This window comes from Massilia sp. MP_M2 (assembly GCF_039123635.1).
Taxonomy (GTDB): domain Bacteria; phylum Pseudomonadota; class Gammaproteobacteria; order Burkholderiales; family Burkholderiaceae_D; genus Telluria.
Map to the genome: position 1 here is coordinate 230,324 of NZ_JBCHJF010000005.1, position 20,457 is coordinate 250,780.

Below are 20,457 nucleotides of genomic sequence, written 5' to 3' on the forward strand. Positions count from 1 at the left end.
GGCAATGAGTACCGCGCTACCCAACGTCCTCGAGTCACAGGTCGCCATCGAACCCACCGGTTCGCTCGATTGCGGCGTGATCGGCAATTGCGCCTTCAGCGCTCTGGTCGACCGCATGGGCCGGATGGTCTGGTGCTGCCTGCCGCGCTTTGACGGCGACCCGGTCTTCAATGCCTTGCTCGACCCGAGCGAAAATGGCAGCCTGTGGAGCGTCGAGCTGGAAGACTTCACCCGCAGCGAGCAGGTGTATGAGCCGAACACGGCGGTGCTGCGCACGCGCCTGTACGACAGCAGTGGCAATGGCATCGAAATCACCGATTTCGCGCCGCGCTTCCTGAGCCGCGACCGCATGTTCCGGCCCCTGATGCTGGTGCGCCGCGTGCGTCCGCTCGGCAGCAGTGTGCGCGTGCGCGTGATCATGCGGCCGCGCTTCGAATACGGCGCCAAGGCGCCCGAGATCACGCAAGGCAGCCACCACATCCGTTACATCGGTCCCGACCAGACGCTGCGCCTGAACACCGACGCGTCGCTCAATTACGTACTGTCCGAATCGTTCTTCCTGCTCGACCGGCCGCTGAACTTCATGCTGGGACCGGACGAAACGCTGGCCGACGGCATCAAGGACACCGCGCACCGCTTCGAGCTCGAGACGATCTCGTACTGGCGCACCTGGTCGCGCCGCCTGGCCCTGCCGCTCGAGTGGCAGGACGTGGTCATCCGCGCCGCAATCACGCTGAAACTGTCGCTGTATGAAGACACCGGCGCGATCATCGCCGCCATGACGACCAGCATTCCGGAAGCGCCGGGGAGCGAGCGCAACTGGGATTACCGCTACTGCTGGCTGCGCGATGCGTTCTTCGTGATCCGGGCGCTGAACAGCTTGTCGGAAGTTGGCACGATGGAAGACTATCTGCGTTGGCTGAGCAATGTCGTGGCGCGCGCCAAGGGCGGGCACATCCAGCCGCTGTACGGCATCGGCCTCGAGGAAGAGCTGCCCGAATCGATCATCGAGCACTTGCCCGGCTACCGCAACAACGGGCCGGTGCGCGTGGGCAACCAGGCGCAGGAACACTTCCAGCACGACGTGTACGGCAATATCGTGCTCGGCGCAGCGCAGGCCTTCTTCGATCACCGCCTGTTCCGCCGTGCGGGGCATGCCGAGTTCGTGCAACTCGAAGCGGTGGGCGAACAGGCGTTTCGCCTGTACGACGAACCGGACGCCGGCATGTGGGAGCTGCGTACGCGCGCCCGCGTGCACACCTCGTCAGTGCTGATGAACTGGGCGGCCTGCGACCGCCTGGCCAAGATCGCCGAAGAACTGGACTTGCCCGAGCGCGCGACGTTCTGGGGCGATCGCGCAGAAATCATCCGCAATCGCCTGTTGACCGAAGCGTGGAGCGAAGAGCGCCAGGCGTTTGCCGAAAGCCTGGGCGGGCGCGATCTCGACGCCAGCGTGCTCCTGATGGCCGAGATCAACTTCATCGATCCGATGGATCCGCGCTTCGTCGCCACCGTCGATGCGCTGGAAAAGTCGCTGTGCGACGGCCCGTACATGCGCCGCTATGAAGCACCGGACGATTTCGGCAAGCCCGAAACAGCCTTCAATATCTGCACGTTCTGGCGCATCGATGCGCTGGCGCGGATCGGGCGCGAGGACGAAGCACGCGTCGTGTTCGAGGCCATGCTGGCGGCGCGCAATCACCTGGGCTTGCTGTCGGAAGACACGCATCCGGTCACGGGCGAAATGTGGGGCAATTTCCCGCAGACGTATTCGATGGTTGGCCTGATCAATTGCGCGATGCGTCTGTCCAAGCCGTGGAACAGCGTGGTGTAAGCGTGTGACGTAAGTTTGTGACATAAGCGCGTGCTGGTCATGGCCGGGTCATAATCGGCCTTCACACTTCGTCGCATCACGTTGCGATGGAGTGTGCATGAAGCAAAAATCTTCGCCAGACCGGATGGCAGCGTTGGCGCAGGCCGGAAAGCGCCCCTCGTGAAAGAGGGCGAACTCCAGCGCAGCATGGCCGGCAAGACCATCGTTCTGCTCAGCGTACCGGCCGGGGCCGGTCACACCCGGGTTGCCGAGGCCATCCGCGCCTGCGCCGCCGCCGACCATCCCGACGCCACCATCATCCACCTGGACGCGATGGCGTTTGCCACGCCGCTGCTGCGCAAGGTCTACACCGATTTCTATCTTCGCCTGATCACCCGCGCGCCGGGCTTGTGGCGCTACATCTACCGCTGGACCGATGCGGCCCGCCCGGATGGCCTGGTCAATCGCGTGCGGCGCCGGATCGAGCGGCGTGCATGCCGCGTGCTGACCGACCACCTCGCGGCGCTGCAACCCGACGCGATCATCTGCACCCATTTTCAGCCGGCTGAAGTGCTGGCGCAGCAGATCGCCGCCGGAACACTCACGTGCCCGCTCTGGGTACAAGTCACCGACTTCGACCTGCACCGCATGTGGCTGCAGCCGCACGTCACCGGCTATTTTGCCGCCAACGACGAAGTGGCGTTTCGCATGCACGGGCAAGGCATCGCCGCGCACGCCATCTATGTTGCCGGCATTCCCACGATGCCGGCGTTTTCGATCAGCCACGACCGCGCCGACTGCGCGCGCGCACTGGGCCTGAATCCGGCGCTGCCGACCTTCCTGCTGATGGGCGGGGGCGCGGGTCTGGGCGGCTTGCACCGCGTGGCGCAGCAGTTGCTGGCGATTCCGGGCAATTTTCAATTGATCGCGCTGGCCGGCAAGAACGCTGCCGAACTGGCCGCGTTGCAGCGCCTGGCCGTGCGCTTCCCGGGGCGGCTGGCGCCGCAGGGCTACACGGACCACGTCGAGCGCCTGATGGCGTGCGCCGACCTGGTGATCACCAAGCCGGGCGGCGCGACCACGGCCGAATGCCTGGCCATGGGTTTGCCGATGATCGTCAATGCGCCGATCCCGGGCCAGGAAGAACACAACGCCAATTACCTGCTCGAGCATGGCGCGGCGCTCAAGGCGGTGGATCTGCCGACGCTCGACTATCGCATCCGCTACCTGATGGCGCATCCGGAAAAACTGGCCGACATGGCCGCCTGCGCCCGCGCCCTTGGCCGCCCGCAGGCTGCGCGCCACGTCGTCGAAACGGTCCTGGTGCAAGCCGCCCGCAAAAGTGATCTCGCTCATGTTTGAATTATCCGATGGCGCCAGGCTCGTGGCGACCTTGTGCGCCGTGCTGGCGCTGGCCTATCTGTTTGCGCGCGTGGAAGTGGAAATCGAAGGCGAGGCTGGCTGGGCGGCGAATCTGCCGACCTGGCGCATCGAGGAACATTTGCTGCTTGATATATTCTGGGGCGGCCGCGCACTGACCGGTTACCACCTGTGGATGTTCTCATTCATCGGGCTGGTGTTTCACTTCCCGCTGTTTGTCATGGGCCAGTGGTCGTGGCAGCTCGAGGCGACGGTGATGGCGTCGATCATGCTGTTCTGGATCGTCGAGGATTACCTGTGGTTCGTCATCAACCCGGCCTTCGGCTGGCGCCGCTTCAAGCAGGTCAATGTGACGTGGCACAAGCGCTGGGCGCTGGGCGCGCCGATCGATTACTGGCTGTTCGGTGCGATCAGCGCGCTGCTGTTCTGGTACGGCGCCTGACCCAGGTCCAGTGCATGGCGCACGCGCCCGCATAACTCGCCCGAGGTGCGCGAAATCAGCTCCGGTGGAATGGCGAACTTGTTTGTCAGGCGATCGTAATCCTCGAATCCGTACGAGACCATGAACGGGTGCATGCCGGTATGGGCCGCGGCCGTGAAGTCCTTGTGCTCGTCGCCGCAAATATAGCCGCGCGCAGGATTGACGCCGAAGCGCTCACGTACGGCGCGAAACGACGCCGTCTTCTTGTCCTTGAGTGGAATATGCTCCAGAAAATCCAGTGCGCCGATATCGATATCGTGGCGCAGGAACAGCTGACGCAGCGTTTCGAGCGGCTCGATCGTGATATTGCGCGTGACGATGCCCACCGTGATGCCGGGCGAATCGATCAGTTCGCGGATCAGCTCGGGAATGCCGTCATACAGCCGGGCCTCTTGCCGGTAAATGTCGGTCAGCGTGTCGACCAGTTTGGCGCGGCTGTTCTTGCGCAGGTTTTTCTTGATGATCGACGGGAACTGCTTCAGGCCGCCCACGTACTTGAGCAGGTGGTGCCGTTTCTGGAACGCCGTTTCGGCGCCGAGTACGCAGCCGTGCTGGCCAAAGGCCATGGCGATCGCGGAAAATGCATCGATGGTGGTGCCATCCGCGTCGAGAATGAGAAGCCGTTTATCGCTGTTGTACATGAATGCAGCGCTCCCGATGCTGTTGACCGGACCGGCATATCAATCCTGCCGGTGCTCACTTTGCAGCTTCATCATCGGGCGCTGTCATGACAGTGGTATGACAAACGGCGCGCTTACGTTGCCACGAGGTAACGGTCCAGTTCTGCATTGTCCAGCAGGCTGTCGCCCAGGCGCGTCGTGGCGATCAGGCCGCGTGCCTGGACCAGGTCGTACCGCAGACAAGCGCGCAGCGTGTCGAACGCCCGGTCGTTAAAATCGGGCCGTGCTTCGTCGATGGCAATCTCGCTGCTGGTGAAGACGACGGGAACCGGCGGCGTGTCGACCGATTTCTCGAACACGGCGTCGACGAAACGGCGGCGCGCATCGGCATCGGCCAGTTGATGCACCGAGATGACGGCGATATCGGACGGCAGGTATTTGGTCAGCAGCGTCTTGAGCGGTGTGTAATAAAAGCTGCTGGAAAGGGCCGAGAAAAACGGGAAATGCCGGCGCGACAGGTAAAACGCCAGCTCGTACTCGAGGCGCTGCATGAAGGTGTGCGTGCGAATATGTTCCAGCTCCTGACGCGCGTAGCCTTCCACGATCAGGTGCGAGCGTCGCGGGTAATGCTTCCGGCAGATATCGATCAAAAAATCCGAAAAGTCGTGCGCGTCGCGGGGCTTGCGGCCGGTGCTGCTGCCTTGCTCCTGGAACGACAGAAAATAATCCTGCACCTGCGGGGTATCCATGCGGTCGATCTTGAACATCTTGTAGGTGCTCCACATCCGGTCGAACTGGTTGCGAAGGCACAGTACGAGGCGGGTGTCGCGTTCGGGCAGGCGCTGCACGGCAGCGGGATTGTTGGCATAGCCCACGCTGGCATCGAGTAGTGGCAGGTCGGCGCTGCGCAGGCGCGCAGGGTGCGCCTCGTCATTGGAAAACAGATACGGTTCTTTTTCGCCGGGCACGCGGTCTTCGGCCAGCCCGTTGACGACCATCCATTCTGACAGCGCGGTGGTGCCGCACTTTGCCATGCCGGCAATGAATACATTCTTGATTGTCATTGTCCATTCCTGAGGAAGCGCTTGTATCACAAGCGAAGTAGTCTCATATGAGCACTGCTGGCCAGCGTATGGCGAGCGCCAGATCGGTGCACTGGCAGCCTCCAGACTTTGTCGAGACCAGAACGCATTCCATGGATTTCGGCTCGTGGCAAGGCGCGATGCGGCCCGGGACCCGACAACTAAGGAAGAGTCCGTGTCCAAATGTCAGACCTGACCCTGGTTGGATCCCCTGGTTGGACCCCTTAGTTGGTCACGAGGTATCGGTCCAGTTCTGCATTGTCCAGCAGGCCGTCGCCCAGGCGCGTCGTGGCGATCAGGCCGCGTGCCTGGACCAGGTCGTACCGCAGGCAGGCGCGCAGGGTGTCGAACGCGTGGTCATCGAAATCGGGCCGTGCTTCGTCGATGGCAATCTCGGTGCTGCTGAAGACGACGGGAACCGGCGGGGTCTCGACGGATTTCTCGAACACGGCGTCGACGAAACGGCGGCGCGCGTCGGCATCGTCAAGCTGGCTGACGCAGATGACGGACAGATCGGAGGGCAGGTAGTGTTCCAGCAGCGTGCGCAGCGGGGTGTAGTAAAAACTGTTGGAGATGATGGAGAAAAACGGGAACTGTTTGCGCGACAAGTAAAACGCGAGTTCGTACTCGATGCGCTGCATGAACGTGTGCGTGCGCAGATGTTCCAGTTCTTGCCGCGCATAGCCTTCCACGATCAGGTGCGAGCGTCTTGGAAAGTAGGCCTGGCAGATGCGGATCACGGCATCCGAAAACGTGCTGGCTGCGCGCGGCGCGCGGCCGGTCCCGCTGCCTTCGGATTGATACAACGAAAAATAGTCCTCTGCCTGCCCGCCACCCAGCGAGTCGACCTTGAACATCTTGTAGAAGCTCCACATCCGTTCGAACTGGTTGCGCAGGCACAGGACCAGGCGCGTATCGTATTTGGGCAAGCGCTGCACGGTGGCCGGATCGAAGGCATAACCGGCGCTGGCATCAAGCAGCGGCAAATTTCCGCTGCGCGAGCGCGCCGCGTGGGGCTCGTCGTTCGCATACAGATACGGTTCTTTTTCGCCGGGCACACGGTCTTCGGCAAGGCCATTGACGACCATCCATTCCGACAGCGCCGTGGTGCCGCATTTTGCGACGCCGACAATGAATACATTTTTGATCGTCATCGTTCATCTTCCAGAAAGGTTGCGTCAAAAGAATGCTATTTTTACACACGAACTGCTCGCTGGCGTGTAGCCGGGCGCCGAGTCGGTACACTGGCATCCTCTCAACGTTGTCGAGGCAAGGATGCGCTCCATGGATTTCAGCTCGTGGCAAGGCGCGATGACGACCATCATCGGACTTGCCGTCATTACCTTGCTCGGGGTGGGCATTCGTCTCATCATCATGCAGACGATCCAGCAACGGCGCGAACGCATGAACCGCCAGATCAACGAGCGGCTCAAGACGCTGATCGCGGCCTATCGCACGCTGGGCGGCTCGTTCACCGGCCAGCTGACGGTCGACCCGACCCATTTGCGCGATCTGCATGAGCGCACCCGGGCCGGGGAGGGCGCGCTGCCATTGGCCGAGGAAACCTTCAGCTCCGAACGGTCGCGCCGCATGCGCGATGCCGTCGAGGCCGCGCTGGCGGACATCCTGCTGCTGGGTACCGAAGAGCACTGCCGGCTGGCGGGGCAGGCTGCGGCCGATATGGCGGCCGGTCGACCGATTCACACGGCAGACCTGGTGATCAGCCTGCGCGGCTTCATCCGCAGCGCGCTGGATCTGGACCCGATGCCGGCCGATGTGCTGATTCCGCTGCAGGGGCCGACACGCACCCAGGGCGGTGCGGCGCGTGGCAAGGGTGAAGCTGGCGGTAACCGGGGCGGTGGCAATGGCGGGGGCAATGCCGATGGCGGCGGCGGCGGTGCCATGGGTATGGGTCTGGCGCCGGGATTGGGGCGCAAGGATGCCGATCACGCCGGCTGATGCGCCTCTGATCCGGCGATGTATGCGGCCGCTTTGGCGGCATACATCGCCTTGTCGGCATGCGAGATGAGTTCTTCACGCGTGCTGCCATGCTCGGGATAGTGTGCGACACCGACGCTGACGGAAATCTGCAGCCACTGTCCGTCGCCCAGCTCGACCGGCGGCACCAGCGCCAGGTGAATCTTGTCCATGACCAGCCCTGCAGCGGCCGCTAGCGCGATGTCTTCCAGCAAGATAACGAATTCATCGCCGCCCAGCCGCGCCAGCGTATCGCTGTTGCGCAGGCAGGCAGAGACACGGCGCGCGACCTCCTGCAACAAGCGGTCGCCGCAAGCATGACCAAAGCTGTCGTTGACCTGCTTGAACCGGTTCAGGTCGATAAACAGCAGGGACAGGCGTTCCTGCTGGCGTCGGGCATGCGCGAGCGCGGTGTCGAGGCGGTCGTGGAACAGGCGCCGGTTGGGCAGGCGGGTCAGCTCGTCATGCAGGGCCATGAACCGCAGTTGCGCATGCAGTTGCTTGCGTCCGATGGCGGCGGCGAGCTGATCGGCCACGAACACCAGTAAATCCCGGTCCTGCGTCCGGTAAGGCGCGTCATCCGGGCCGTTGCGTAGCGCGATGACGCCGACGACGCCGTCGGACGTGGTCAGCGGTACGGCCAGTGCGCCGCCTGCCAGGCTCGCCGCCACCGTCCGCAAGGGCGCCGGCAACATATCCTGTGCGCCAGGCGCGAGCAGCAATGGCGCAGCGCACTGCGCCACTGTCTCGCACAGCAGCGGCATCAGGGACGCATCGCACGGGGCGCCGTCGTCCACGAGGTAGGCGAAGTGCATATCCTGGCCGGCCTTGTCGCACAGGGCCACCCCGAAGCAGGAGGCCGGCAGGAGCTCGCGGACGATGGCGTGGCTGCGACTGAACAAGTCGGCCAGGTCATCGCTTGCGTGGGCCGCTTCCGACATGGCGTACAGCACCGACTGCATCGCCTGGGCCTGCTTCAGCGCGGTCACGTCACGCGCGACGGCCACGCGCAGCTGATCGGCCTCGGACCAGCGCGCCGACCACATGATATGGACGATGCTGCCGTCCTTGCGCACATAGCGGTTTTCAAAGTTGGAATGGACCTGGCCATTCATGATGTCTTGCACCACAGCGAGCGTGCGCGCGAGGTCGGCGGGGGCGACCAGATCGACCACGCGCATGCCGATCATTTCCTGCTGTGTATAGCCGAAGATGTTGACACCGGCCGCGCTGACGTACACGAACCGTCCGCCGGCGTCGACCATGCAGACGGCGTCGAGCAGCAAGTCCGTGAAGTTGGCAATCGGGGCGCGCACAGTGTATTCCATGAACATATTCTAAATGACATTTGCTCTGGAAATCCGGTGTGTCAATCCGGGCGTGGCGTCATGCGTATGGGATACCCGTTCAGGCAATCACGAAGGACGTCTATAGGAAGATTCCGGTTTTGAAAAAACTGCTTTTTTGATAAAAGTTTACGAGGATAACTGGAGCAAAATAAAGTTCGCTCAAGACGTTTATCTACTTCCAACCATCACCATCAACAGGGTCGTCAGGCGCAGCCAGCCTGCGCGTTATCGGGGCAGCGCCGTTCTGCTGCGCAGGTCAAGAAGGAGTCAGGCATGTCCAAAACAAGCAAGGCCACGAACAATCTGCATCATGTGCAGAACCAGTGGGGCGGGACTACCGCGCAGTGGCATGAAGGCGGCATGTGGATCATTGGCGCACGGCCCGGCCAGCACGTGGTGGCACTGGACCTCTCTTCCAGCGACAACGGGAAGACGCTCACCGGCCAGATGAAATACGCAGGTGAAGGCCCCATCGGCTTTCGCGCCACTCTGACCCAAAGCAACACGTACACCGTCGAAAATCAGTGGGGCGGTGCGTCGGCCCCGTGGCATCCGGGTGGGACATGGGTGATCGGCTGCCGCCCTGGCCAGAGCGTGGTCGCTATCCACGTCGAATCGGGCGACAACGGTGCAACGCTCAAGGGGACGATGACCTACAGCGGCGAAGGCCCGATCGGTTTTCAGAGCCAGACGAGCGATGGCGCCGTGTACGCCGTCGAAAACCAGTGGGGCGGCGCGTTCGCGCCCTGGCACCAGGGCGGCATCGCCGTGCTCGGTTGCCGCGACCAGGCAGTGCTCGCGGTCGACCTGACGTCGAACGATGGCGGCAAGACCCTGACCGGCACCATGACGTATGCGGGTGAAGGGCCCATCCGCGTACGAGGCACGGCGGTCGCCGGCAACAACTACCAGATCGAAAACCAGTGGGGCGACACGTCGTCGGCGTGGCATCCGGGCGGTGTCTGGCTGATCGGCTGCCGTGCCGGCCAGCACAGCGTGGCGCTCAATGTCACGTCCGGCAACCAGGGTAATAACCTGCATGGCGGCATGACCTACAACGGCGAAGGCGCAATCGGCTATCGCAGCACGGAATTGCCGATGTAATTGGCGCTGCACCGGCCATGCTCCCGCAGATGGCATGGCCGGTGTGTTATTCGTCATCGTCACACCAACGTCGCACGAACAGCACAATCGCAAAATCGGGGTCAGACCCCCCGCTGTGATCCCGGCTACCTGTCGATCATTAAAATTCCCCTGCCCCGCTATTCATCAACAGCGCGTGCTGTTCAACCCACCAGCGGCAGCGGCGTCACTGTCACCTGCACGTCGAGCTCCTGCTTGCCGCCGCCCAGCACAATGCCACGCATCGGCGTCACGTCGCTGAAGTCGCGGCCCCAGCCCAGCGTGATGTGTTCCTGCTGCACGAGACAGCGGTTGGTCGGATCGAAATCGACCCAGCCCAGCGCCGGACAGAACACCGAGACCCATGCATGCGAGGCATCCGCCCCGATCAGGCGCGGCTTGCCTTCCGGCGGGTGCGTCAGGATGTAGCCGCTGACATAGCGCGCCGGCAGGCCGATGCTGCGCAGGCAGCCGATCATCAGCTGCGCGAAATCCTGGCACACGCCGCGCCGGCCACGCAGCACCTGGTCGAGCGGCGTCGAGATGTCGGTGGCCTTGCTGTCGAATTCGAAGTCGTCGAAGATCCGGTGCGTCAGGTCGAGCGCCGCATCGAGCTGCGGGCGGCCCGGGATATAGCTCTCACGCGCATAGGCTTCCAGTTCCGGGAACAGGGCGACATGAGGCGAGGCGTACAGGTAGCGGCAGGCTTCCAGCGTGGCTGCGCTTTTTTCCTTGCCCATCATGTCGCGCACGCATTCCCATGGCAACGTGCCCGCGATCTGCGCCAGCGTGTAGCGCGGGCGCAGCGAGACCGTCGATTCGGCGTGCACCAGCAGGCTGTCATGGGGCACGGTCAGCGCCACGTGGCGCGTGATGTTGCCGAAGTAATCGACGCCCTCGTTGCTGTCGTTGATGACCGGGTCGAGCCAGATCAGGTGCGACTCGGTCTGCTGGCACGAGAACGAGCGCGGCGTCAGGTGCAGGTATTGCTGCGACAGCGTCACCATGCTGTTGTACTTGTAGCGCGTCTCATGCACGACGCGATAGCGCGCAACCACATCGGCGCTCGCGGCGCCCGGCAGCAAATCGGTCATGAGGTACGGTTCCTTTGCCGGCCGTTGGCGGTATAGCTGAAAAACTGGACGCCGATCTGCTCGGACAAGGCCGCACTGGCCTGCCCGATACGGCTGAGCAGGTCGCTGAGCAGCGCGTTGCCGTGGTTCAGGTCGACGCCCGGGTCGAGCGCCGTCAGTTCGGCCTTCAATGGCGTCAACAGGTCCAGGCCCCCGGCGCCCTGGGCCTGCGTGACCTTGCCCAGCGTGCCGATGATACCGTTGAGCTGGAACAGGATCGAGCGCGGATTGGTTTCATCCAGCAGCAGCAGGTCGAGCACCGGCAGCCACTCGGGCTGGGCGCGGTAGCGGGCGCGGTAGGTGATGATGCTGTCGGACAGTTCGAGCACCCAGTCGAGGTTGCCGTTTTCATCCATCGCCAGTGCGCGCTGCAGCACGACGGCCTGGAACTGCAGGCGCTCCAGGCGCCGGCCGATCGACATGAAGCGCCAGCCGAGGTCGCGCACCATGCCGTCGAGGGCAAAGCCGGCCAGCGTCATCAGCGCCGCGGCGGCATCGTCGAGAATCGTCATGACGCCCGACTGCGACGGCCGCTCGCCGGGCGGCGCGACCGGTTGCACCATGCGGTTCAGGGCGCGCCAGTTGTCGACCGAGAAGCGCTCGTGCAACTGGCCGGCGATCCGGTGCAACTGCTGCTGCTGGCGCGCGAGGCCCGGGACGGCGGGCGAGACGACCGCCAGCAGCAGGGCCGACTCGATCTCGGCATCGGTGAAGATCGGGGCCGGCAGGGCGCTGGCCGTGCCCGGCAATTTGCTTGACCCCACGACGCCCACGACGCCCGGCGTGGCCGGCTTGCGCTGCGCGTCGAGCAGGCCGAACCAGATGCACAGCGCCTCGACGGTCGGCCATTCGGCGCCGCGCTGGTCGAAGCGCACACTGAACCGGATATTGAGGGCGACCCGCAGCAGTCGGCAGATATTGTCGCTGCGCTCGGCGTGGCGGCCGAACCACAGCAGGTTTTCGGCCACGCGGCTCGACAGATTGCTGTCTTCGCGCACCAGGTCTTCGCCGGTGATGCTGCTTTTTTGCAGGCGATGCGTTTCGACCCGGGCGCGCGCCTGCACCCAGGTGTCCTTGCTGGCGCCGCCCATCTGCATCGTCAGCACGCGCGCATCGGGCCCGGTGGCCACGCGGGTCAGGCCGCCCGGCATCACGACATAGCCATTGGGCGTCGCGCAGGCAAACACGCGCAGGCCGACCGCGCGCGCCTGCAGGCCGGGCGCGCGGCCATCCTTCCACACCGGCGCCTGCGACAGGCGCACCAGTTCCTGGGCGATGTAATGGTTGGGATTGGCGCGCAGATTGGCAATGAACGCCGCGCGCGCCTCGCCGTCGAGATCCTGGCCGAACACGGCCGCCTGGCCCGGCATCGCGCCGCTTGGCTTGATGACCAGGCGATCGAGTCTGGCGATCACGGTTTCCAGCGCGGCCGGTTCGCCGCACCACCAGGTCGCCACCGATGGCATCTTGAGCGGCTCGCCCAGCAGGCGTTTGGACAGCGCCGGCAGGAAGCCGAGCAGGGCGCCCGATTCGAGCAGGCTCGAACCGAGGCTGTTGGCCACCACCACATTGCCGCGCATGGCGGCCTGGGTCAGGCCGGCCACGCCGAGCAGCGAGTTTTGCAGCTCGAGCGGATCGCACGATTCGTCGTCGACCCGGCGCATGATCACGTGCACCCGGTGCAGCCCGGCCAGGGTCTTGATGAAGACCACGCCGTCGCGCACCGTCAGGTCGCCCCCTTCGACCAGCGTCAGGCCCAGGTAGCGCGCCAGATAGGCCTGTTCGTAATAGCTTTCGCTGCGCGGGCCCGGTGTGAGCAGCACGATCAGCGGCATTTCGCCGTCGCGCAGCGGGGCCGGCTTGTCGCCGTGGGCCGCGCACAGCCGGCCCCAGTGCACCAGGCTGTCATGCATGGTGCGAAAGAACGGTGACACCGGCTGCACCTTCAGTTCGCGCAGCAGGTCGGGGAAGGTGGGGGCGATGATGGACCGGTTTTCGAGTGCATAGCCGGCGCCCGACGGCGCCTGCGTGCGGTCGGCCATCACCCACCAGCGGCCATCGGGCGCGCGCGCCAGGTCGACCGCATAGAAATGCAGCGCCACGTCGTCGTGGTGGCGCATGCCGTGGCACGGGCGCAGAAAGCCCGCATGGCCATGGATCAGCGCCGACGGCAGCAAGCCTTCGCGCAGCATCGCCTGCTCGCCATACACGTCGCCCAGGATCTTGTTGAGCAGGGTGGCGCGCTGGATCACGGCCGCTTCGATGCCGCTCCATTCCTCGTGCGGCAGGATCAGGGGCAGCACGTTCAGGTCCCACTGGCGCGGCCTGGTGCCGGCATCGGCCAGCACGTTGTAGCTGACGCCGTTTTCGCGCACCTGGCGTTGCACCATCTCCAGACGCTGGCGCATCATGTCCGGTGCTTCGTGCTCCAGGTTGGCAAGCATCGCACGCCAGTGCGCACGCGGCGCCTTGTCGGCGTCCAGCATTTCATCGAAACCATCCGGCGCGGCCAGATAGGGGGCAAGCAGTTGATTGGGCATTGGCGTGCAGCTTTACGGTTGAAACGAATGCCAGCTTACATCGGCTGCCAGCGCAAATCGAGGGTCATCGGGAAGCTTGGATTCAGGTCTTCCTTGTACACCGTAAACGGCCCCGGCGTGTGCCCATGTGGCCAGAAGCGGGCAAAGCGGCGCGCCTCGGCAGCGTTGGCATTGACCGGTGAACCGGTTTCGCTGCGCCCGCCAGGGTGCACGACGTGGTAGGTGCAGCCGCCGATCGAGCGTCCGCTCCAGGTGTCGACCAGGTCGAACACGAGCGGCGCCTGCACCCGGATGCTCGGATGCAGCGCCGACCACGGGCTCCAGGCACGGAAGCGCACACCAGCCACGTATTCGCCTGGCACGCCGGTCGGATGCAGCGGCAGCATGCGGCCATTGCAGGCCACCACGTGGCGCCCGTCGGTCAGGCCGCGCACCAGCAGCTGCATGCGCTCGACCGACGAATCGACGTAGCGCGCGGTGCCGCCGGCGCTGACTTCTTCGCCCAGCACGTTCCACGGCTCGATCGCCTGGCGCAGTTCCATCTCGACGCCTTCGTAGACGACGGTGCCAAAGCGCGGGAAGCGGAATTCGATGAACGGCTCGAACCAGTGATCCTCGAACGCATAGCCGGCCGCGCGCAGGTCCTTGGCCACGTCGCGGATATCCTGCGCGACGAAGTGCGGCAGCATCCAGCGGTCGTGCAGCGCCGTGCCCCAGTGCACCAGCTTGGCCTGCAGCGGCTGGCGCCAGAAGCGCGCAACCAGGGCGCGCAGCAGCAGCATTTGCAGCAAGCTCATGCGCTCATGCGGCGGCATTTCAAAGGCGCGGAATTCCACCAGCCCCAGGCGGCCGGTCGGGCCGTCCGGCGAGTACAGCTTGTCGATCGAGAACTCCGAACGGTGCGTATTGCCCGTCAGGTCGACCAGCATATTGCGCAGCAGGCGGTCGACCATCCACGGCTTGTCGCCGGGGTGCATGGTTGGCAGTACCTTGTCCATTTGCTGGAACGCGATCGCCAGCTCGTACAGATTGTCGTCGCGCGCTTCGTCCACGCGCGGTGCCTGACTGGTCGGACCGATGAAGGTGCCCGAGAACAGGTACGACAGGGCAGGGTGGATCTGCCAGTACGTGATCAGGCTTTTCAGCAGATCGGGCCGGCGCAGCATCGGGCTGTCTTCGACCGTGGCGCCGCCCAGTGTCGCATGGTTGCCACCGCCCGTGCCGGTGTGGCGGCCGTCAAGCATGAATTTCTCGGTGCCCAGGCGGGTCAGGCGCGCTTCCTGGTACAGCGTGGTCATATTGTGGACCAGCTCATTCCAGCTCGCGGCCGGATGAATGTTGACCTCGATGACGCCCGGGTCGGGCGTGACGCTGAGCAGCTTGATGCGCGGATCGCGCGGCGGCGCGTAACCTTCGATGCGCAGCTTCATCTTCAGCTTGGCCGCCGTGTTCTCGACCGCCGTGACGAGCGCCAGGTAATCCTCGATGCGCTTTTGCGGCGGCATGAAGATGTACAGGCGCCCTGCGCGCACTTCGAGGCACAGCGCGGTGTGGATCACTTCGCGCGCTTCCGGGTCGGCCGCCACGCCCGCCGCCTTGTGCGGCGATTTACCGGCGGCCACGCTCAAGACGGGCCGCTTGTCTTTTTTACCGACCGGCAGCGGGCCGCGCGGCGCGAACGGGTCGACATCGAAATCGGGATCGCGCTCTTCGGGCAGCACCCATGGCAGCGTGGACAGCGGCAGGCGCAGGCCGATGGGCGAATCGCCCTCGATCAGGTACAGGTTTTCGCGCTTGAGCGGCCACGGCGACGTGCGCCAGCTGGTGCCGAGCATGACTGACGGATCGTGCTCGCGCGCCTTGAGCGGCAGCACGTAGCCGGCCACCTGGCCCAGGCCCCGTTCGAGCAGGCGCGCCAGACGGCGGCGCTCTTCCGGTGCTTTCAGGTCGGCATCGAGCGGATCGAGATTGCGCGGCAGCGCCTGCTCACGCTGGGCTTGCAGCAGCACGTCTTCGTACGCGGGGATGGCGCTGCCGGCCGGCAGGCCGAGCGATTTGACCAGCTCGGCAGCGAAGCGGCCGGCATCCTCGCTGCCGTAGCCGTCGTCAATGTGCTCGTCCGAGAACAGCGACGCATCGAACCACATCGGCTGGCCGTCGACGCGCCAGAAGATGTTCAGCGCCCAGCGCGGCAACGGCTCGCCCGGATACCACTTGCCCTGGCCGTAATGGAGCATGCCGCCCGGTGCGAAATGGTTCTTCAGGCGGTGCATCAGGTTGCCCGCCAGCTCGCGCTTCTTGTCGCCATGCGCCAGCGTGTTCCATTCGGCGCCGTCCATGTCGTCGATGGACACAAAGGTGGGCTCGCCGCCCTGCGTCAGGCGCACGTCCTGGTTGACCAGGTCGGCATCGACCTGCTGGCCAAGGCGGTTGATCTTGTCCCAGTCGAGTTCCGCGTACGGCTTGGTCACGCGCGGGTCTTCATGGATGCGCGTGATCGTCATTTCGTGAACGAACGTGACTTCGGCCTTGTCGGTAAAGCCGGTCACCGGTGCGGCCGACGACGGCATCGCCGTGCACGCCAGCGGAATGTGGCCTTCGCTGGCCAGCATGCCCGAGGTGGGGTCGAGGCCAATCCAGCCGGCGCCCGGCACATACACCTCGGTCCAGGCGTGCAGGTCGGTGAAGTCGACAGTCGTGCCGCTCGGGCCGTCCAGCGCTTCCTGGTCGGCCGTGAGCTGGATCAGGTAACCGGACACGAAACGCGCCGCCAGCCCCATCTCGCGCAGGATCTGCACCAGCAGCCAGCCGGTATCGCGGCATGAGCCGGAGCGCTTCTGCAAGGTGTCTTCCGGCTCCTGCACGCCCGGCTCCATCCGCAGCAGGTAGGCGATGTCGCGCTGCAGGCGCTGGTTGATGGCCACCAGAAAGTCGTTCGTGCCCATCGGCTGGGCCAGCAGCTCGCGCCGCGCGCCGGCGACCCACTCGGTCAGCAGCGGGCCAGGCTCTTGCGATTTGGTGTACGGGCTCAGTTCCGATTGCAGCAGGTCCGGGTAGGCGAACGGGAACGTCTCGGCATACTTTTCGACGAAGAAGTCGAACGGGTTAATCACCGTCATGTCCGCAACGAGGTCGACCGTGAACTCGAGCACGTCGGTTTGTTCGGGGAACACGAAACGGCCGATGTAATTTCCGTACGGGTCTTGCTGCCAGTTGATGAAATGCTCTTTTGGCAGGACGGTCAACGAGTACGACAGGATTGGCGTACGCGCATGTGGCGCCGGACGCAGGCGCACTTCATGCGGTGACAGATTGACCAGGCGGTCGTAACGGTAGCTGGTCTTGTGATGAAGCGCAACGCGGATAGCCATGCGGTAGTGCCTTTCAATGAGGGCGCGATTGATGCCGGCGCACTGAATTTGGTCGTATTGGTTTGCACACAACTAAGTAAGCGCAAGATAGACGCATTTAAGCATGATTCATACCTGCGTTCGTTTGACTTGCGAGTCGGACGGGGTGGCTGGCACGTTTCTTGTTAGTATTCTGGCACAGGAGGCAATGATGTCGAACTTTTACGATGAAATGTATTCCAATGGAGCAACTGCGCGGCCTCATTACCAGGCATTCGCAGATTGGCTCGCCCAGCAACCCCCGCATCTGATCGATCAGAAGCGTGCTGAAGCCGAGCTGAACTTCCAACGCGTGGGGATCACGTTCGCTGTCTACGGCGACAACGCCGGCAAGGAACGGTTGATCCCATTCGACATCATTCCGCGCGTGATCAACGCCGCCGAGTGGGCCAAGCTGCAGGCTGGCCTGGTGCAGCGCGTGACCGCGCTGAACCGCTTCCTGCACGACGTGTACCACGACCAGAACATCCTGAAGGCGGGCATCATTCCGGCCGAACAGATCCTGAATAACGCGCAATATCGGCCAGCCATGCAAGGCGTCAATGTGCCGCTGGATATCTACGCCCACATTGCCGGCGTCGACATCGTGCGCGCCGGCGAGGGCGAGTTCTACGTACTGGAAGACAATCTGCGCGTGCCGTCGGGCGTGTCGTACATGCTGGAAAACCGCAAGATGATGATGCGGCTGTTCCCGGCGCTGTTTGCGAGCAACCGCGTGGCGCCGGTCGACCATTATCCCGACCTGCTGCTGGACAATCTGCGCACCGTGGCGCCGCATGGCGGTGACGACCCGACCGTGGTCGTGCTCACGCCCGGCATGCACAATTCGGCCTACTTCGAGCACGCGTTTTTGGCCCAGCAAATGGGCGTGGCGCTGGTGCAGGGGCAAGACCTGTATGTCAGCAACGACACCGTCTACATGCGCACGACGCGCGGCCCGAAGCAGGTCGACGTCATCTATCGCCGCATCGACGACGATTATCTCGATCCGCGCGCGTTCCGTCCCGAATCGACGCTGGGCGTGCCGGGTCTGCTCGACGCCGTGCGCGCCGGCCGCGTTGGCCTGGCCAATGCCATCGGCACCGGGGTGGCCGACGACAAGTCGATCTACCCGTTCGTACCGGACATGATCGAGTTCTATCTCGGCGAAAAGCCGATCCTGAACAACGTGCCGACCTACCAGTGCCGGAAACAAGAACACCTCCAGTACACGCTGGCGAATTTGCCGCAACTGGTGGTCAAGGAAGTACATGGCGCCGGCGGCTACGGGATGCTCGTCGGACCGGCCTCGACGACGGCCGAGATCGAAGACTTCCGCCGCCGCCTGCTGGCCAATCCGGACGGCTACATCGCGCAGCCGACGCTGGCGCTGTCGGCGTGCCCCACCTATGTCGAAGCGGGCATCGCGCCACGGCATATCGACCTGCGTCCGTTCGTGTTGTCTGGCAAGACCGTGTCGATGGTGCCGGGCGGGCTGACCCGCGTGGCGTTGCAAGAAGGGTCTCTGGTGGTCAATTCGTCGCAGGGCGGCGGCACCAAGGACACCTGGATACTGGAGAACTAGCATGTTGAGCCGCACCGCAGATCATTTGTTCTGGATGGCCCGCTACACCGAGCGGGCCGAAAACACGGCGCGCATGCTCGACGTGCGCGTCCAGTATTCGCTGATGCCGCAATCGGTCCAGGCCGAGCAGCAGGGCTGGCGCACGATGCTGAGCGTGTCCGAACTCGAAGCCCAGTTCGACGCCAAGTACGACGCGCTGACGCAAAAGAACGTACTCGACTTCATGGTGCGCGACCCCGACAATCCGTCGTCGATCGCCAGTTGCCTGCGCGCCGCGCGCGAGAATGCCCGCGCCGTGCGCGGCACCCTGACCACTGAAGTCTGGGAAACAGAGAACACCACCTGGCTCGTGCTGCAAAAGCACCTGAGCGAGCGCATGTTCGAACGCGATCCCGGCCAGTTCCTGGAATGGGTCAAGTACCGCTCGCACCTGTCGCGCGGCGTCACGCTGGGCACGATGTTCCAGGATGAAGCGTTCAACTTCATCCGCCTGGGTACCTTTTTGGAACGGGCCGACAACACGGCGCGGATCCTCGACGTGAAGTTCAAGTTCCTGGCGTCCGACACGATCCAGGAAGGCGCGCAGGGCGAATACTATTACCTGGCGGCGCTGCTGCGTTCGGTGTCCGCGTTCGAGACGTATCGCAAGGTGTATCGCCACGCGATCACGCCGACGCGCGTAGCCGAACTCTTGATCCTGCAAGGCAAGATGCCGCGCTCGCTGGTAGCGTGCATGGCCGCCGTCGTCGCCGTGCTGCAAGACGTGCGCAACGAGCTGTCGCACGACACCGAGCGGCTGGCGGAAAAACTGCATGCGTCGCTCAAGTCGGCCGAGATCAACGAGATTCTCGACGAAGGCCTGCACGAATTCCTGACCAAGTTCCTGGCCTGTATTGGCGAGCTGGGCAACGGTATCGGGCGCGACTTCCTGCTGCCGGTGGCGCCGGAGTTGCCGGAGGTGGTGCCAGTGCTGGCACCGACCCAGTCGCAAACCTCGTCGCAAACCTCGTCGCAGACGCAGACCCAGTCGCAAACACAGTCGCAAACACAGTCGCAGACGCGTTGACCAACTCGCGCACCAAAAGGTGGCGCGGCGCACCGTCATGGCTAGAGTGCGTCATGACGGTGCACATACTTTAACGAAGGAAGGCTGGCCTGCAATGTGGCTGCGAACCGGTTGCAAGCTCAGTTTTAGCGTCGATTACCCCACGCCGTTCATCCTGATGCTGCGTCCCCGCAGCGGTGCGCAGCAATGGGTGGCGCGCGAATCCTATACGCTCACCCCGAACGTGCAGGTCCTTGAATACACGGATGCCTACGGCAACCTGTGCCAGCGCCTGACGGCGCCGCCCGGCGAATTTTCCATCCAGACCTCGGCCGACGTGCTGACCGACCAGGTCATCAGTGTTGCACCCGGTGCGCCGTTCGACGAGGTGCAGACCTTGCCGGTCGACGTGCTGCTGTATCTGCTACCTAGCCGTTATTGCGAGTCCGACCGCTTCGCCGAGATGGCCAGTGCGATCGTGGCCGGCGTCGCACCAGGATACGACCAGGTGGCCTGCATCAGCGACTGGATCCGGCGCGAGGTGCGCTTCAATCCGGCGTCGAACCAGAACCAGATGGCAGCGACCGAGGTCAATGAATACCGCGAAGGGGTGTGCCGCGACCTGGCGCACCTGGGCATTGCGCTGTGCCGCGCGCTGAGCATTCCGGCGCGCATCGTGGCCGGTTACCTGTATGGGCTGCTACCGATGGACCTGCATGCGTGGTTCGAGGCATATGTGGGCGGGCGCTGGTACACGTTCGATGCGACCCAGGATGGGCCGCGCGGCGGGCGCGTGACGGTGGGGTATGGGCGCGATGCGGCTGACGTGGCGATTTTTACTCAGTTCGGACCGGCCTTGGCGCTGCATGAGATGCAGGTGACGGTGGAGTTGCTGGAGGGGGCGCCGGGGTGATGCCTGCTGTTTCGTTATCCCGGCCGTA

At 64.1% G+C, this 20,457-nt stretch carries 15 protein-coding genes; 8 read left to right on the top strand and 7 right to left on the bottom strand.

The window, feature by feature from the left end; all coding sequences use genetic code 11:
• Window positions 1-4: 4 nt before the first annotated feature.
• The 3 genes from RCH14_RS13545 (at window position 5) to RCH14_RS13555 (ending at window position 3,635) form a co-directional block, all read left to right on the top strand.
• The gene (locus RCH14_RS13545; RefSeq protein WP_343026701.1) at window positions 5-1,834 is read left to right on the top strand and encodes a glycoside hydrolase family 15 protein; all 1,830 of its coding nucleotides are present in this window, start codon (window positions 5-7) and stop codon (window positions 1,832-1,834) included.
• A 186-nt stretch (window positions 1,835-2,020) separates the two neighbouring features.
• Entirely contained in the window at window positions 2,021-3,175 is a 1,155-nt protein-coding gene (locus tag RCH14_RS13550; protein WP_407070080.1) for an MGDG synthase family glycosyltransferase, read from the top strand.
• Complete coding sequence (locus tag RCH14_RS13555; protein ID WP_343026621.1) at window positions 3,168-3,635, top strand: hypothetical protein; 468 nt, start codon at window positions 3,168-3,170, stop codon at window positions 3,633-3,635. Before RCH14_RS13550 ends, RCH14_RS13555 begins: the two co-directional genes overlap by 8 nt.
• Here the strand turns inward: RCH14_RS13555 and RCH14_RS13560 are convergent.
• The 3 genes from RCH14_RS13560 to RCH14_RS13570 form a co-directional block, all read right to left on the bottom strand.
• Window positions 3,584-4,315: an HAD hydrolase-like protein gene (locus RCH14_RS13560; protein WP_343026622.1), complete on the bottom strand. Its 732-nt coding sequence runs from the start codon at window positions 4,313-4,315 to the stop codon at window positions 3,584-3,586. The genes RCH14_RS13555 and RCH14_RS13560 overlap by 52 nt on opposite strands.
• A 113-nt stretch (window positions 4,316-4,428) precedes the next feature.
• Window positions 4,429-5,358, bottom strand: a complete 930-nt coding sequence (locus RCH14_RS13565) for a hypothetical protein (RefSeq protein WP_343026623.1) — start codon at window positions 5,356-5,358, stop codon at window positions 4,429-4,431.
• Between the two features lie 242 nt (window positions 5,359-5,600).
• Entirely contained in the window at window positions 5,601-6,530 is a 930-nt protein-coding gene (locus RCH14_RS13570) for a hypothetical protein (RefSeq protein WP_343026624.1), read from the bottom strand.
• 121 nt (window positions 6,531-6,651) lie between these two features.
• On the opposite strand from RCH14_RS13570, the gene RCH14_RS13575 reads away from it, so the two are divergent.
• Window positions 6,652-7,335, top strand: a complete 684-nt coding sequence (locus RCH14_RS13575; RefSeq protein WP_343026625.1) for a hypothetical protein — start codon at window positions 6,652-6,654, stop codon at window positions 7,333-7,335.
• On the opposite strand, the gene RCH14_RS13580 is transcribed toward RCH14_RS13575, so the two are convergent.
• Window positions 7,323-8,681 (bottom strand): diguanylate cyclase domain-containing protein, encoded by a 1,359-nt coding sequence (locus tag RCH14_RS13580; protein WP_343026626.1) that lies wholly within the window; start codon window positions 8,679-8,681, stop codon window positions 7,323-7,325. The genes RCH14_RS13575 and RCH14_RS13580 overlap by 13 nt on opposite strands.
• Before the next feature lie 294 nt (window positions 8,682-8,975).
• Between RCH14_RS13580 and RCH14_RS13585 the strand changes: the two genes are divergently transcribed.
• Window positions 8,976-9,806, top strand: a complete 831-nt coding sequence (locus RCH14_RS13585) for a lectin ESA-2 (RefSeq protein ID WP_343026627.1) — start codon at window positions 8,976-8,978, stop codon at window positions 9,804-9,806.
• 182 nt (window positions 9,807-9,988) lie between these two features.
• Here RCH14_RS13585 and RCH14_RS13590 read toward each other — a convergent pair whose 3' ends face one another.
• Genes RCH14_RS13590 through RCH14_RS13600 form a run of 3 tightly spaced genes read right to left on the bottom strand, consistent with a single transcriptional unit; the run spans window position 9,989 to window position 16,868 of the window.
• The gene (locus RCH14_RS13590; protein ID WP_343026628.1) at window positions 9,989-10,918 is read right to left on the bottom strand and encodes a transglutaminase family protein; all 930 of its coding nucleotides are present in this window, start codon (window positions 10,916-10,918) and stop codon (window positions 9,989-9,991) included.
• Complete coding sequence (locus RCH14_RS13595; protein ID WP_343026629.1) at window positions 10,915-13,497, bottom strand: circularly permuted type 2 ATP-grasp protein; 2,583 nt, start codon at window positions 13,495-13,497, stop codon at window positions 10,915-10,917. Before RCH14_RS13595 ends, RCH14_RS13590 begins: the two co-directional genes overlap by 4 nt.
• Window positions 13,498-13,532: 35 nt before the next feature.
• The gene (locus tag RCH14_RS13600) at window positions 13,533-16,868 is read right to left on the bottom strand and encodes a transglutaminase family protein (protein ID WP_343026630.1); all 3,336 of its coding nucleotides are present in this window, start codon (window positions 16,866-16,868) and stop codon (window positions 13,533-13,535) included.
• A 190-nt stretch (window positions 16,869-17,058) separates the two neighbouring features.
• On the opposite strand from RCH14_RS13600, the gene RCH14_RS13605 reads away from it, so the two are divergent.
• The 3 genes from RCH14_RS13605 (at window position 17,059) to RCH14_RS13615 (ending at window position 20,429) form a co-directional block, all read left to right on the top strand.
• Window positions 17,059-18,471 (top strand): circularly permuted type 2 ATP-grasp protein, encoded by a 1,413-nt coding sequence (locus RCH14_RS13605; protein ID WP_343026702.1) that lies wholly within the window; start codon window positions 17,059-17,061, stop codon window positions 18,469-18,471.
• A gap of 1 nt (window position 18,472) precedes the next feature.
• Window positions 18,473-19,537, top strand: a complete 1,065-nt coding sequence (locus RCH14_RS13610) for an alpha-E domain-containing protein (protein ID WP_343026631.1) — start codon at window positions 18,473-18,475, stop codon at window positions 19,535-19,537.
• 94 nt (window positions 19,538-19,631) lie between these two features.
• Window positions 19,632-20,429 (top strand): transglutaminase family protein, encoded by a 798-nt coding sequence (locus tag RCH14_RS13615; RefSeq protein ID WP_343026632.1) that lies wholly within the window; start codon window positions 19,632-19,634, stop codon window positions 20,427-20,429.
• Window positions 20,430-20,457: the final 28 nt, after the last annotated feature.

What these genes read in the sequence shown, in the direction of transcription:
- RCH14_RS13545 (WP_343026701.1), top strand. Translation starts at nt 5, where the DNA reads ATGAGTACCGCGCTACCCAACGTCCTCGAGTCACAGGTCGCCATCGAA.
- RCH14_RS13550 (WP_407070080.1), top strand. Translation starts at nt 2,021, where the DNA reads ATGGCCGGCAAGACCATCGTTCTGCTCAGCGTACCGGCCGGGGCCGGT.
- RCH14_RS13555 (WP_343026621.1), top strand. Translation starts at nt 3,168, where the DNA reads ATGTTTGAATTATCCGATGGCGCCAGGCTCGTGGCGACCTTGTGCGCC.
- RCH14_RS13560 (WP_343026622.1), bottom strand. Translation starts at nt 4,315, where the DNA reads ATGTACAACAGCGATAAACGGCTTCTCATTCTCGACGCGGATGGCACC.
- RCH14_RS13565 (WP_343026623.1), bottom strand. Translation starts at nt 5,358, where the DNA reads ATGACAATCAAGAATGTATTCATTGCCGGCATGGCAAAGTGCGGCACC.
- RCH14_RS13570 (WP_343026624.1), bottom strand. Translation starts at nt 6,530, where the DNA reads ATGACGATCAAAAATGTATTCATTGTCGGCGTCGCAAAATGCGGCACC.
- RCH14_RS13575 (WP_343026625.1), top strand. Translation starts at nt 6,652, where the DNA reads ATGCGCTCCATGGATTTCAGCTCGTGGCAAGGCGCGATGACGACCATC.
- RCH14_RS13580 (WP_343026626.1), bottom strand. Translation starts at nt 8,681, where the DNA reads ATGGAATACACTGTGCGCGCCCCGATTGCCAACTTCACGGACTTGCTG.
- RCH14_RS13585 (WP_343026627.1), top strand. Translation starts at nt 8,976, where the DNA reads ATGTCCAAAACAAGCAAGGCCACGAACAATCTGCATCATGTGCAGAAC.
- RCH14_RS13590 (WP_343026628.1), bottom strand. Translation starts at nt 10,918, where the DNA reads ATGACCGATTTGCTGCCGGGCGCCGCGAGCGCCGATGTGGTTGCGCGC.
- RCH14_RS13595 (WP_343026629.1), bottom strand. Translation starts at nt 13,497, where the DNA reads ATGCCCAATCAACTGCTTGCCCCCTATCTGGCCGCGCCGGATGGTTTC.
- RCH14_RS13600 (WP_343026630.1), bottom strand. Translation starts at nt 16,868, where the DNA reads ATGGCTATCCGCGTTGCGCTTCATCACAAGACCAGCTACCGTTACGAC.
- RCH14_RS13605 (WP_343026702.1), top strand. Translation starts at nt 17,059, where the DNA reads ATGTCGAACTTTTACGATGAAATGTATTCCAATGGAGCAACTGCGCGG.
- RCH14_RS13610 (WP_343026631.1), top strand. Translation starts at nt 18,473, where the DNA reads ATGTTGAGCCGCACCGCAGATCATTTGTTCTGGATGGCCCGCTACACC.
- RCH14_RS13615 (WP_343026632.1), top strand. Translation starts at nt 19,632, where the DNA reads ATGTGGCTGCGAACCGGTTGCAAGCTCAGTTTTAGCGTCGATTACCCC.